The organism is Candidatus Centipeda massiliensis (genome assembly GCF_900290285.1).
Classification (GTDB): domain Bacteria; phylum Bacillota; class Negativicutes; order Selenomonadales; family Selenomonadaceae; genus Centipeda; species Centipeda massiliensis.
Window position 1 is genome coordinate 1 of record NZ_LT985755.1, and the last position, 13,227, is coordinate 13,227.

At 54.2% G+C, this 13,227-nt stretch carries 13 protein-coding genes and 1 pseudogene; all 14 read right to left on the reverse strand.

Annotation, left to right across the window (positions count from 1 at the left end; genetic code table 11):
• Positions 1–215 precede the first annotated feature (215 nt).
• The 14 genes and pseudogenes from argH to plsY all read right to left on the reverse strand — a co-directional run bounded on the left by argH (position 216) and on the right by plsY (position 13,226).
• Positions 216–1,640 (reverse strand): argininosuccinate lyase, encoded by a 1,425-nt coding sequence (gene argH / locus C8273_RS05855; protein WP_106626852.1) that lies wholly within the window; start codon positions 1,638–1,640, stop codon positions 216–218.
• Positions 1,640–2,851 (reverse strand): argininosuccinate synthase, encoded by a 1,212-nt coding sequence (locus C8273_RS05860; protein ID WP_106626853.1) that lies wholly within the window; start codon positions 2,849–2,851, stop codon positions 1,640–1,642. Before C8273_RS05860 ends, argH begins: the two co-directional genes overlap by 1 nt.
• Before the next feature lie 28 nt (positions 2,852–2,879).
• Positions 2,880–3,815: an ornithine carbamoyltransferase gene (gene argF / locus C8273_RS05865; protein WP_106626854.1), complete on the reverse strand. Its 936-nt coding sequence runs from the start codon at positions 3,813–3,815 to the stop codon at positions 2,880–2,882.
• Positions 3,815–5,032 carry an acetylornithine transaminase gene (locus C8273_RS05870; RefSeq protein ID WP_106626855.1) on the reverse strand — a complete coding sequence of 406 codons (1,218 nt, stop codon included), beginning with the start codon at positions 5,030–5,032 and terminating at the stop codon, positions 3,815–3,817. The genes argF and C8273_RS05870 overlap by 1 nt, the downstream gene beginning before the upstream one ends.
• Before the next feature lie 12 nt (positions 5,033–5,044).
• Complete coding sequence (argB, locus tag C8273_RS05875) at positions 5,045–5,929, reverse strand: acetylglutamate kinase (protein ID WP_106626856.1); 885 nt, start codon at positions 5,927–5,929, stop codon at positions 5,045–5,047.
• Positions 5,930–5,942: 13 nt separating this feature from the next.
• Positions 5,943–7,154: a bifunctional glutamate N-acetyltransferase/amino-acid acetyltransferase ArgJ gene (gene argJ / locus C8273_RS05880; protein WP_106626857.1), complete on the reverse strand. Its 1,212-nt coding sequence runs from the start codon at positions 7,152–7,154 to the stop codon at positions 5,943–5,945.
• 17 nt (positions 7,155–7,171) lie between these two features.
• Positions 7,172–8,206, reverse strand: coding sequence for an N-acetyl-gamma-glutamyl-phosphate reductase (argC, locus tag C8273_RS05885; RefSeq protein ID WP_106626858.1), 1,035 nt, complete (start codon positions 8,204–8,206; stop codon positions 7,172–7,174).
• Between the two features lie 132 nt (positions 8,207–8,338).
• On the reverse strand, positions 8,339–9,292 hold the full coding sequence (thrB, locus tag C8273_RS05890) for a homoserine kinase (RefSeq protein ID WP_106626859.1): 954 nt from the start codon (positions 9,290–9,292) through the stop codon (positions 8,339–8,341).
• Positions 9,289–10,590: a homoserine dehydrogenase gene (locus C8273_RS05895; RefSeq protein ID WP_106626860.1), complete on the reverse strand. Its 1,302-nt coding sequence runs from the start codon at positions 10,588–10,590 to the stop codon at positions 9,289–9,291. Before C8273_RS05895 ends, thrB begins: the two co-directional genes overlap by 4 nt.
• Before the next feature lie 18 nt (positions 10,591–10,608).
• A complete protein-coding gene (locus C8273_RS13375) occupies positions 10,609–10,731 on the reverse strand; it encodes a hypothetical protein (protein ID WP_267895797.1) in 123 nt (40 codons plus the stop codon).
• Between the two features lie 173 nt (positions 10,732–10,904).
• Positions 10,905–11,813, reverse strand: coding sequence for an IS3 family transposase (locus C8273_RS05900; RefSeq protein ID WP_106626146.1), 909 nt, complete (start codon positions 11,811–11,813; stop codon positions 10,905–10,907).
• The gene (locus tag C8273_RS05905; protein WP_106626145.1) at positions 11,810–12,148 is read right to left on the reverse strand and encodes a transposase; all 339 of its coding nucleotides are present in this window, start codon (positions 12,146–12,148) and stop codon (positions 11,810–11,812) included. Before C8273_RS05905 ends, C8273_RS05900 begins: the two co-directional genes overlap by 4 nt.
• A gap of 80 nt (positions 12,149–12,228) precedes the next feature.
• A pseudogene (locus C8273_RS05910) lies at positions 12,229–12,564 on the reverse strand (ACT domain-containing protein); the annotation flags it as partial.
• A gap of 83 nt (positions 12,565–12,647) precedes the next feature.
• Positions 12,648–13,226, reverse strand: a complete 579-nt coding sequence (plsY, locus tag C8273_RS05915; RefSeq protein WP_407695405.1) for a glycerol-3-phosphate 1-O-acyltransferase PlsY — start codon at positions 13,224–13,226, stop codon at positions 12,648–12,650.
• Position 13,227: the final 1 nt, after the last annotated feature.

Below are 13,227 nucleotides of genomic sequence, written 5' to 3' on the forward strand. Positions count from 1 at the left end.
AATTTGTTCAACAAACGGTGGGCTTCCTCCGATGGTGAAGCGTCGACAGTTCTATGACTCCATTGCCGCGACTGCTTAAGCATTCGTTTCCTTGTGAGAAATTTGTCAACTGTTCTTGACAATATCAACATAGCTTTGGCTATGCGTCCGGTTTGCTGCCTCAATCGGACGAAAAAATCTGCGCCAATCTGAGGATCTATTTTATCAGTGATTCCTTAGAGAACATCCTGCTTCTTCGTAAGTGCAGAGATGAGGCGTGTCTCCTCCGCCATCAACACCTCTGCCGCACCCAGCTGCATTTCCGCCTGCTCGTACGAGGTTCCGCCGTATGAGTTTCGACACGCGACGCAGGTCTCGGGACGGATTGCCTCGTACACGTCTTCCGCAAAGAGCGCGGAGAGTTTCTGATAGTCCGCCAGCGGCAAATCGGAAAGCCATAGCCCGCGCTCGATACAGAGTGCGACCGCCTGTCCCGAGACGCTGTGTGCCTGACGGAACGGCATCCCCTTGCGCACCAGATAATCTGCGAGATCGGTCGCGTTCGAGAAGTCCGCTTCGACGGCGTGACGCATCACATCCGCACGAACCTTCATTCCACGAATGAGCTGTGCGTAGACGGCAAGGCTGAATTTCACCGTGTCAATGGTGTCAAACAGCCCCTCCTTATCCTCCTGTAAGTCCTTGTTGTAGGCAAGCGGGAGCCCTTTGACCGCCGTAAGCATTGCCATAAGATGACCGACCACGCGCCCCGTCTTGCCGCGCACGAGTTCGGAGACATCGGGATTTTTCTTCTGCGGCATCATGGACGACCCCGTGCAGTGCGCGTCGTCCAGTTCGACAAATGAGAATTCACGCGAGCACCAGAGTATGATTTCCTCCGAGAGCCGCGAGAGATGAACCATGAGAATGGACGCCGCTGAAAGGAATTCGAGAATATAGTCACGGTCACTGACCGCATCCAAACTGTTCGTATAGATGCGCTCAAAGTTCAGCCGCTTTGCGACAAATGCACGGTCAATCGGCAGTGTCGTACCCGCAAGTGCACCTGCGCCGAGCGGCATGATATCCGTCCGCGCATAGACCCCCTGAAAGCGCTCAAAATCACGCGATAGCATACCGAAGTACGCCATGAGATGATGGGCAAAAAGGATGGGCTGGGCACGCTGCAGATGCGTATATCCAGGCATAATGACCTTTTTGTGTGTGGCTGCGGATTCGACAAGTGCCGCCTGAAGTTCCCTGATACGATCCAGCACATCCACAACGGCATGCCGTACATATATATGCGTATCGAGTGCGACCTGATCGTTGCGGCTTCGTGCCGTATGGAGGCGGCTGCCCGCCTCGCCGATCGCCTCAGTGAGACGCTTCTCGATATTCATGTGAATATCTTCAAGTTCGACGCTGAACGTAAATTCTCCGCGCTCGATCTGCGCGAGGATGTCACGCAGCCCCTTCTCAATCGCCGCGCGATCCTCCTCCGAGAGAATCCCCACCTTCGCCAACATTTCGGCGTGTGCGAGCGATCCCGCAATATCCTCGCGGTACATTCGGCGGTCAAATCCAATGGACGCCTGAAACTCGTTGATCATCTCATCCGTCGTCTTGGAGAAGCGTCCCCCCCAGAGCTTCTCGCTCATTACTTCTGCCCCTCCTGCATGAGTGCACGCACCTTGAGCGGCAGTCCGAAGAGGTTGATAAAGCCCGTCGCATCCGCCTGGTTATAGACATCGTCATGCTCGAACGTGACGAATTCCTGACTGTAGAGGGAATACGGCGACGTTGCACCGGCAGAGATGATATTGCCCTTGTAGAGTTTGAGGCGCACCTCCCCCGTCACGGTCTCCTGCGTACTGTCCACGAACGCAGCAAGCGCCTCGCGCAGCTGGCAGAACCACATACCATCGTAGACGAGCTCGCCGTAGCGGATGGCAAGCCCCTCCTTGTAGTGATAGGTTGCGCGGTCAAGGCAGAGATACTCAAGCTCGCGATGTGCATAGTAGAGGATCGAACCGCCCGGGTTCTCATACACACCACGCGACTTCATGCCGACGAGACGGTTCTCGCAGATATCGACGATGCCGACACCGTTGCGCGCGCCGACCTCGTTCAGCTTTGTCAAGAGTTCGACTGCACCGAGTTTCTCGCCGTTGACAGCAACGGGAATGCCCTTCTCGAACGAGATGGAAACGTATTCCGGCGTATCCGGCGCATCCTCGGGTGCGCACGAGATGAGAAACATGGAGTTCTTCGGCTCGTTCGCGGGATCCTCAAGATCAGAACCCTCGTGGGAGAGGTGCCAGATGTTGCGATCCATGCTGTACGTCTTGTTCTCCGTCGCAACGGGGATGCCGTGCTTCTTTGCGTATGCGATCTCAGCCGTGCGGGAATCGAGATCCCACTCGCGCCACGGGGCGATGATCTGAAGGTTTGGCGCGAGTGCCTTCACCGTCAGTTCAAAGCGCACCTGATCGTTGCCCTTGCCCGTCGCGCCGTGTGCGATGGCATCCGCGCCCTCACGCTTGGCAATATCGACAAGGGCCTTTGCAATCACGGGACGTGCAAACGATGTGCCAAGCAGATACTTGCCCTCGTAGACGGCTCCCGCCTTGAGTGTCGGCCAGACATACTCCTCAAGGAACTCCTGCGTCAAATCGACAATATACACCTTCGATGCGCCGGAGGCAAGTGCCTTGTCATGCACGGGATCGAGTTCCTCCCCCTGCCCGACATCGGCACAGACAGCGATGACCTCGCAGTTGTCATAGTGCTCCTTCAGCCACGGGATGATGACCGACGTATCGAGACCGCCGGAATATGCCAGAACTACTTTTTTGATCTGCTTTGCCATGTTTGAAACATCTCCTTAGAAATATAAATCAGTCACCCATAACGAGTGTCATGATTGCCTTTTGGACGTGGAGGCGGTTCTCCGCCTCGTCGAAGATCACATCGGAAAACTCCTCAAAGACATCCTCCGTAATCTCCTCTCCCCGATAGGCAGGCAGACAGTGCATAACGATGCAGCGCGCATCGCCTGACTCGGCAACGAGTTCCCAATTCACCTGATAGGGACGGAAGACCGCCGTGCGTGTGTCGTGCTCCGCCTCCTGCCCCATGCTCGCCCACGTGTCCGTGACGATGACATCTGCGCCCGCAACCGCTTCCATCGGATTGTGCGTGATTGTGATCGTTGCTCCCGTTGCCGCTGCATCCGCCTTTGCGTTTGCAACAACCTCGGCATTTGGCTCGTAGCCCTCGGGAGTTGCCGCCGCGAAGTGCATTCCGACCTTTGCTGCCGCATACATGAGCGAGTGCGTCATATTGTTGCCGTCGCCGACGTATGCCATCTTGAGCCCCGCGAGATTCTTGCCCTTGTACTCACGAATCGTAAGCAGATCGGTCAGTGCCTGACATGGATGCAGGAGGTCGCTGAGCGCATTGATGACGGGGATATCCGCATAGCGCGCCAGCTCCTCAATGCGATCATGTCCGTAGGTACGGATCATGATGCCGTCGAGATAGCGCGAGAGCACGCGCGCCGTATCCTTGATCGGCTCGCCGCGCCCAAGCTGCAGGTCGCGGCTGCTGAGAAAGAGTGCCTGCCCGCCGAGCTGGTACATACCGACCTCAAAGGACACGCGCGTCCGCGTCGAGGACTTCTCAAAGATCATGCCGAGCGTCTTCCCCGCAAGCAGGGGGTGCGGAATGCCCGCCTTCTGTTTCGCCTTCAGATCAGCGGCAAGCGTCAGAATTTCCTCCACATCCCCCGCACTGAGTTCATGGATGGAGAGTAAGTCCATGCCCTTTTTCATCATAGTCCCCCTTGGTCATATATGTCAAGGACACAATCGTCCAATACGCAGACAAGTTCATCCACTTCATTCTTCGTAAAAATTAGCGGTGGGATAAAGCGCAGGACATTCCCCGCCGTACAGTTGATGATGACGCCCTGCTCCAGCATTCGCCGGGCGATTGCCGCCGCGACCTCGTTCTTCTGCATCTCCATGCCGAGAATCAGCCCCGTGCCGCGCACGTCGACGATATACGCCGGGTATTTTGTCCGAAAATCCTCCAACTTCTGTTTGAAGTGCGTGCCAACTGCTTTGACACGGCTCAAAAACGCGTCATCCGCAATCACATCCAGCACGACATTTGCCGCCGCACACGCGAGCGGGTTCCCACCGAACGTTGATCCATGATCGCCCGCATGAAATGCCGCAGCAACCTTCTCCGTGACGATAAATGCACCGATGGGAACGCCGCCCGCAAGCCCCTTTGCAAGCGTCACAATATCCGGCGTGACACCATACATTTCGTATGCGTAGAAAGTCCCCGTACGCCCCATCCCCGTCTGGATCTCATCAAAGATCAGGAGAGCATCGTACTGATCGCAGAGTGCCCGCACCTGCTGCAAATATCCATCCGCAGGCGTACGGACACCGCCCTCGCCCTGAATCGGCTCAAGCATCACGGCTGCCGTATTCTCGTTCATCCGCGCTTCGAGTGCCGCAATATCGTTGTACGGCACATAGTCAAAGCCCTGCGGCAGCGGCTCGAAGCCCTTGTGAAACTTCTCCTGCCCCGTTGCCGTCAGCGTGGCGAGCGTGCGTCCGTGAAAGCTGCCAAGTGCCGTGATGATCTGCGATTTTTCGGAGCGGATCGTATGCGCGTACTTGCGCGCAGCCTTGATTGCCCCCTCGTTTGCCTCAGCCCCCGAGTTCCCGAAGAAGACCTTGCCTCCTCCCGTCAGCTCGGACAGCTTTGCCGCCGCATCCGCCTGCGGCTCGGTGTAGTAGAGATTTGAAACGTGGATGAGCCGTCTTGCCTGATCGGCAATTGCATTCACAAGCGGCGCATAGTTATGCCCGAGCACATTCACAGCAATGCCGCCGAGTGCATCGAGATATTTTCGCCCATTCAAATCCCATACATACGAGCCGTCCCCGTGGTCGAGGACAATCGGATAACGCGAGAAAACAGGCAGATAATTCTCTGTGTCTCTTGCGATAATCTCACTTTCGTTCTTCATCATCGCTCCTGTCTACGGAAGCACCATTGTTCCGATACCGCGTGAGGTAAATATCTCCAAGATGATCGAATGTGCGAGACGCCCATCGATGATGTGAGCCTTGTTCGCACCCGCCTCAAGTGCGCGGAGACACGCCTCCACCTTTGGAATCATGCCGCCCTCAATCACGCCGCTGCGGATATACTCCTTTGCCTCGCTCATGCGCAGCTGGGAGATCAGGCTGTCCTTATCCGAAAAATCCTTGTAAACCCCTTCGACATCCGTAAGGAGCAGCATTTTCTCCGCCCGCAGTGCTCCCGCAATCTCGGCGGCAACATAATCCGCATTGATATTATAGCTCTCCGCATCCGCCCCCATACCGATGGGAGCGACAACGGGGACATAGCCCTGATCGAGGAGATCTGCGATAATGCCCGTGTCGATCTCCGTGACCTCGCCGACATAGCCAATGTCAACCTGACGAGCTTCATCATTTTCATACATGGTGGCGAGCTTCTTCCGCGCCTTGATCAGCCCCGCGTCCTTGCCGCTGAGTCCGACCGCGCGCACGCCGCGCAGATTGAGAAGCCCCACAATCTCAGAGTTCAGCTTGCCATCCAAGACCATCTCGGCAATCTCCACCGTTTCCTCATCCGTTACGCGAAGCCCTGAAACGAATGTAGATTCCTTGCCGACCTTTTTGAGAAAGCCCGTGATCTCAGGTCCCCCTCCATGCACGAGAATCGGGCGAATTCCAACGAACTTCATCAGTGCCACATCGCGCATGACATTTTCCTTGAGTTCGTCGTTAATCATGGCATTACCGCCGTATTTAATGACGACGGTCTTCCCGTAGAACTCCTGAATGTAGGGAAGTGCGTCTACGAGAATCTCCGCCTTGTCCTGATCGGAGTACATCGAATCCCTCCTTTCAGGTATGATACTCACCGTTGATCTTTACGTATTCGTAGGAGAAGTCACAGGTCCAGACCTTTGCCTCGGAATCTCCGTCTTTCAAATCGACCTCGACAACGATATCATGCGCCGTCATCACCGCACGCAGAGCATCTTCGTCATAGGACACCCCCACACCATCTGCATAGACGGGAATACCGCCAAACTGCACCGTCGTATGGTTCGGATCCATCGGTACGCCTGCATAGCCGACCGCACAGATCACGCGCCCCCAGTTCGGATCTTCACCGAAGAACGCCGTCTTGACGAGTGGACTGTTCGCAACACTCATTCCGACCGTCTTCGCATCGGTAAATGATTTTGCGCCCTTCACATGAACGGTGATGAACTTCGTTGCACCCTCACCGTCTGCCGCAATCTTCTCCGAAATCCCCTGACAGAGCGCGAGAAGCGTTTCCTTGAATGCTTCATAGTCGGCGTTCTTCTCCGTGATCTTCGGATTTCCTGCAGCGCCGTTGGCCAGTACGATCGCCATATCATTCGTACTCATATCACCGTCAATCGAAATCATATTGAGGCTGTGCTCTATGACCTCGGAAAGCGCCTCCTGCAGGAGCATGCCGTCGATATCCGCATCCGTCGTGATGAAGCAGAGCACCGTCGCCATATCGGGCCGTATCATACCGGAACCTTTGGCAATGATGCCGAAGCGGACTTCCTTGCCGCCGATCATGACCGAGGTCGCCCCCGCCTTTGAATAGGTATCCGTCGTGATGATCGCGTTGCCCGCATCCACACTTCCATCCACGGAAAGATTCTTCACTGCTGCATGGATTCCCTGCTCCACCTTATCCATCGGCAGGAGCTGACCGATGATGCCCGTCGAGCCGACAATGACATCCTGTGCGGAGCAGCCGAGCGCATCCGCTGCAATCCGCTGCATGGCTGCGGCATCCGCTTCGCCCTGCGCGCCCGTGCAGGCATTCGCACAGCCGGCATTTGCAACGATGGCATGTGCCGTATGCGTCGCAACGACTTCCTTGGAGACATGCACAGGCGCTGCCACGACAGCATTCTTCGTAAATGTTCCCGCAACGACGGCTTTCTTCTCCGTATAGATTACGGCTACATCGAGATTTCCGCTCTTTTTGATGCCCGCCTTGACACCGGCAGCCTGAAATCCTTTCGGGAACGTAACCCCTGCTTTTGCATTTGCTTCACTAAACATGATGTTCCTCCATTTTCTCACGGATACATGGGCACGAGATCAAGTCCCATGCGCTCACTCAACCCGAATGCAATATTCATATTTTGAATCGCCTGTCCTGCCGCTCCTTTGACGAGATTGTCAATCGCGGAGAAGACGATGACGCGGTGCGTGCGCGGGTCGATGTGCCATGCAATATCACAGTAGTTTGTACCGCGCACATACTTCGTTGCCGGATATGCACCGCGCCCACCCAGACGGATAAAGAACTCCCCCGCATACAGCTCCTCGAACGCAGCATCAACCTGCTCGGGAGCAACGTCTTCACGCAGATCTGCGTAGCAAGTCGCCAGAATGCCGCGTGAGATCGGTGCGAGGTGCGGCGTAAAGTTGATGGTGACAGGCGTACCTCCCATGTCACAAAGAGCCTGTTCGATCTCCGGTGTATGTCGGTGCGCTACTGCACCATACGCCGTAAAGCTGTCATAGAACTCGGGATAATGCGTACTCTCCTTCGGAGAACGTCCCGCTCCCGATACGCCGGACACCGCATCGACCAGAATGCTGTCCACTCGCACAAGATGCGTTTTCACAAGCGGCGCGAGGGCTAAAATACTTGCCGTTGTGTAGCAGCCCGCATTTCCTATGATACGCGCCTGTTTCACCTGTGCACGATAAAGCTCCGCAAGCCCGTAAGCGCGATCTGCATTCGGATCCGTATGCTTCACATGATACCATTCCTCATAGATGGCTGTATCTGTAAACCGATAGTCCGCCCCTAAATCAATGATGCGTACGGGAAGATCCGAAACCGTCTGTGCAATCTTCATTGCGTGACCATGCGGAAGTGCGATAAAGATGACATCGCTGTCCTCGGCAATATGGCGAACATTTTCCATGGATTCGAGTTTACTGTCATAAATATTTATCAAATGTGGATAAAGCGAAGATATGCTCTTTCCCGTATGACGCTCCGAGGTCATATATGTAATCTCGACCTGCGGATGTCCATGCAGCAAGCGAATCAGCTCTTCTCCCGCATAGCCGGACGCTCCGATAATACTTGCCTTCATTTCATCCCCTCCATTTCATCTCCGAAAAGATTTTATAAATATACACCTATATTGCATATTTTTCAAGCATTTTCTCAAAAAATTTACCGATTTCACAGCCATTTTTGAGATGAACTATGAAATCGGCAAAAATCATCGTTTGGAAGCTGGGCGCTCCCTCCGGCGCAGAACGCGCGCCCCCTTCGTATCGAAGCGCAAATGCAGCGGACGTGCCTCAACCTCATGTGCGCGGAACGCCGCCTGCATGGCAGCAGCCACATCCTCCGTACACTTTCGATGCTCCGGAACAAAGGCGATGAGGCATGGTCCCGCACCGCTGAGCGCAGCACCATAAGCCCCTGCCTTCTTTGCTGCGGCAAACACATCGAACATCCCCGGAATCAGCGGGGCGCGATAGTTTTGATGGAGCGCATCTGCAAAGGCATTTTCAAGATGCTGCTCCGAACCGCGCGCAAGCGCAGCAACCATCATCGCTGCATGACTGATGTTGTATACGGCATCCTTCATCGGCACCTCGACGGGCAGCACCTCTCTGGCAGACTTTGTCGAGAGGTAGAAGTCCGGTACCATGACGACGAAGCGCATAAAAATACGCGGCAAAAACGAAAAACATTCCACATGACCGTTTGTCACCGTATTCACCGTAAATCCACCGTAGATCGCAGGTGCAACGTTATCTGGGTGCCCCTCAATATCCGTCGCAAGCTGCAGGAGATCATCGCGGCTGAACGGATTGTCCAGAAGGGCATTTGCCGCCGTCAGTCCCGCAACAATCGCCGTCGCACTGCTGCCAAGCCCGCGCGAAAGCGGAATTCGATTACTCATGCGGATCTTTGCGCCTCGAAATTCATCCGTGCGCTCCGCACGCTGCAAAAGGTACTGAATGGATTTCCACACAATGTTGCGCTCATCCGATGGAATGTACGCCGCCCCCTCGCCGCGCGCAGAGATATGAAGCCCCGGCTCATGCGTAAGGACGAGTGTCATCTCATTGTAGAGTGTACAGGCAATCCCGAGGGCATCAAAACCGGGACCGAGATTCGCGCTGGTCGCAGGAACCCGAACCCGTACCGATCGCTCATTCATAGCCAATCCTCCTGCCCGTCTGCAACGCGGATCAGGCTGCGCACCTCGCGTACGACAGGCAGTGCACGCAGAGCCTCCGCGGCAGCGGAGGCGGCCGCATGCGTCACGACATGGGTCACAGCGACGATCTCCGCATCGCCCTCCTCCGTCCAACGCGCCTGAATCACAGACTTGAGACTGACCTCTGCCCGTCCGAACGTCATGGCAATCTCACCGAGTACGCCCGGCTCATCTGCAACAACAAGGCGCAGATAGTAGGAGGATCTTGTCTTTTCCACAGGGCAGAGCTTCTTCTTTTCCCCGATCCGGTACTTCATCCTGCCCGTCGTGCCGGACACAATGTCGCGTGCGATCTCGATGATATCCGCGACCACCGCAGATGCCGTCGGCAGAGAGCCCGCACCGCGTCCGTAGAACATCGCGTCACCGATCACATTGCCGCGCACAAAAATCGCATTGAACACACCGTTCACTGAGGCAAGTGGATGCGTTTTCGGGAGAAATACGGGATGAACACGGACATCAATGCCCTCCTCCGTATTACGTCCGACTGCAAGGAGTTTGATGACATAGCCGAGATTCAGACCGTATTCGATGTCATCCTCCGTAATGTGCGAGATGCCTTCGACGGAAACATCTTCGAATCCGATTACCGTATCGAAGGCAATTGATGCAAGAATCGCCGCCTTGCGTGCTGCATCGAGACCATCCACATCTGCCGATGGGTTTGCTTCCGCGTAGCCCTTTTCCTGCGCACGGCGCAGAACGGCATCGTAGCTAACGTGTTTCTCTGTCATCTTCGTCAGCATATAGTTCGTCGTTCCGTTGACAACTCCCATGATCTCCGAAATGCTGTTCGCCGTCAAGCATTCCTTCAGCGGCTTGATGATGGGAATACCGCCGCCCACACTTGCCTCATAGAGGAAATCAACATTGTTTTGATCCGCAGCGGCATAGAGTTCGGCGAGATGTTCCGCAATCACATCTTTATTCGCTGTAACAACGTGCTTGCCCGCCGCCATCGCACGCAGCATATAGTCCTTTGCGGGGGAAATCCCGCCCATCACCTCGACGACAACGGAGATTTCTTCGTCATTCAGAATTTCATCGAAATTATCCGTTAAGGCAATCCCCTCGGCTTCTGGACGATGCTTTTTCGCATCACGCACAAGAATCTTCTTGATCTCAATATGTGCCCCGCTGCGCCCCGTGATTGTATGCGCATTCATCGCAAGCGTACGTACAACGCCCGAGCCGACCGTTCCCGCCCCGAGAAGTGCTATCTGAATCGTATTCACCGAATTTTATCCCCCATTTCAAGCCTGCCCGATCACTTCAAGTTTCTGCACGCCATCGACCACATCCACCCTCTCAAGGAGAGTCTGCAGGTCATTGTGCAGGTTTGCCGTCTCAAGCGAGATGTGCACTGATATTGTCAAGAACAGTTGACAAATTTCTCACAAGGAAACGAATGCTTAAGCAGTCGCGGCAATGGAGTCATAGAACTGTCGACGCTTCACCATCGGAGGAAGCCCACCGTTTGTTGAACAAATTAGGCGGTNNCTGATATTGTCAAGAACAGTTGACAAATTTCTCACAAGGAAACGAATGCTTAAGCAGTCGCGGCAATGGAGTCATAGAACTGTCGACGCTTCACCATCGGAGGAAGCCCACCGTTTGTTGAACAAATTCGGCGGTTGTTCCAATAGCTCATGAAGTATCGCCAAACCAGAACCTTCAACTCTTCCGTTGTCATTTTCTTTGTGTCATAGCGTCCATAGAGAAGCTCCGATTTCATGCGTGCCCACATGCTCTCACAACGCGCGTTATCATGACAGCGTCCACCGGCACTGTTCATACTTTGACGGATTCCATAGTGTTGGATTGCCTCCCGATACAGCTGACTCGTGTACTGGCTGCCGCGATCCGAGTGCAGGATTGCTCCCCTGAGCATCGGGTAGGAAATCATGGCGTTATCAAGCATCTGCACACACAGAGAAGCCCTCATATTCGTATCCACAGAAAGTCCGAGCACGCCGGCGTCATAGCAGTCAAAGAGTGCTGAAATATAGAGTTTTCCGTCACACGCTGGAATCTCTGTCAGGTCAGTGACACACTTGGAAAGCGGTGTGTCGGCATGAAAATCACGGTGCAGGAGATCCTCCGACATCTGTGCCTGCCGATCTACTTTTGTGATACCGTTCGGCTTATGATTGGGACGATGACTCAAGCCGATCTCTTCCATAATGCGGTAAACGGTGCGTTCACTCGGAACATGGATGCCTTCTGGCTGCTTGATCTTGAGTGCCTGATACATGCGGATTCTTCCGTAGGTATCGTTGCATTCATCCTCTGCATGGATCTGCATCATGGCATCGGCAAGCTCCTGATATTTCCATGGGCGGTCTTTGCTTACCAGATACTGATAAAATCCCTGTCTTGTGACATGGAGCAGTCTGCAATAAAAACTGATATTCCCTTTGTGTGTGCCGTCTGCTGTCTTGAACGCAATAAACTTCATACGTTCGTTTTTGTTGACTTCAGACGGCTCGCGGCGAAAAAAGCGCTTGCTTCTTCCAGAAAGTCATTCTCTTTCTTCAAACGTCGAATTTCCTTATCCTGCGCCTTGAGCTGGGCGCGAAGCTGCACGAGCTCCTCGTGCAAGCTCAGGGCACTCTGCGGTGTTTGCGTGCCACACCCAAGATCCAAATATCCAAGACGTTGTGCGCGTGTCCATGTATACATCGTATTCTTGGAAATTCCTAGCTCTTTGGCGGCTTTCGCTTGACCGATTTCCTGCGCCAGCTTGATTGCCTGCACCTTAAATTCGTCATCGTATTGCCTGTTTGCTGCCATTTTGACCTCTCCTTCTCCTCTTTGACCTTATCTAAAATCCTTGCGAAGAAGTTGTCAACTTTATTTATACAACATCACACCGTTGCCGCCCCGCGCGCGGGAAGCCCCTGATTGATCGTCATGACGTTGCCGCCCTCCTCGGCAATGACCTTGAGAACTGCCTGCAAGGTGCCGCTCCGATGGCTGATCAAAAGTGCAAGCGTAACAATCTTATCGCGCGTCGCCTCAAAGAACGAATACACGTAATCCTTATACTTGTAATATGCACTGCGGCTGAGATTCGCCTTGGCAACCGCCTCATTGACGGTACGGACTTCGCCGCGGTTGATCATTTCCTTGGCAAGAATCGTCTTCTTGATCGCTTTCGGAAGAATCTCCTCCCGCACGAGATAGACACCCGTCATGTCAATTTTCATAGATTATTCCCCCGATGGATAGAAAGATTGTTATAATAGACGGTCAAATTATACCATAGATGAAGGCACGCGCCAAATGAAAGCTAGATTTTATTCTCCGTCCCATTCATCAGACGCTTGATATTCTCGCGATGGCGAACAATGACAAGGACAGCGGCGATCGCAGTAAACAGGAGATACTCCATCGGGTAGCCAAAGAGTGCTGCAAGAATGGGGGCAAGTCCCCCCGCCACCACAGAGCCGAGTGAAACATAGCGTGTCACATACACAATCGTAAACCAAAGGACAAAGAGCATGAAGGTCACGTCACCCATCAGCATACTCAGAACACCAAGCGATGTGGCAACCCCTTTTCCACCGTGAAAACGGAGAAAAAGCGAAAAACTGTGCCCAATGATGGCTAGGAGCCCACCGACAACAGCAGCAAGCGGAGTGCCGACAAGGGAAAGCCCGAGCATGACACCCGCCTGCCCTTTGAGACTGTCCGCAATAAAGACAGCAATGCCGGCACCCTTCCCGAGCGTACGCCACGCATTTGTCGCGCCGATGTTATGACTCCCGTGCTCCCGCAGATCCGTGTGCCAAAAGAGTTTTCCAAGAATCAGCCCACTCGGGATGGAACCGATCAAATAGGCTGCAGCCGCCGTGATAATATATTCCACG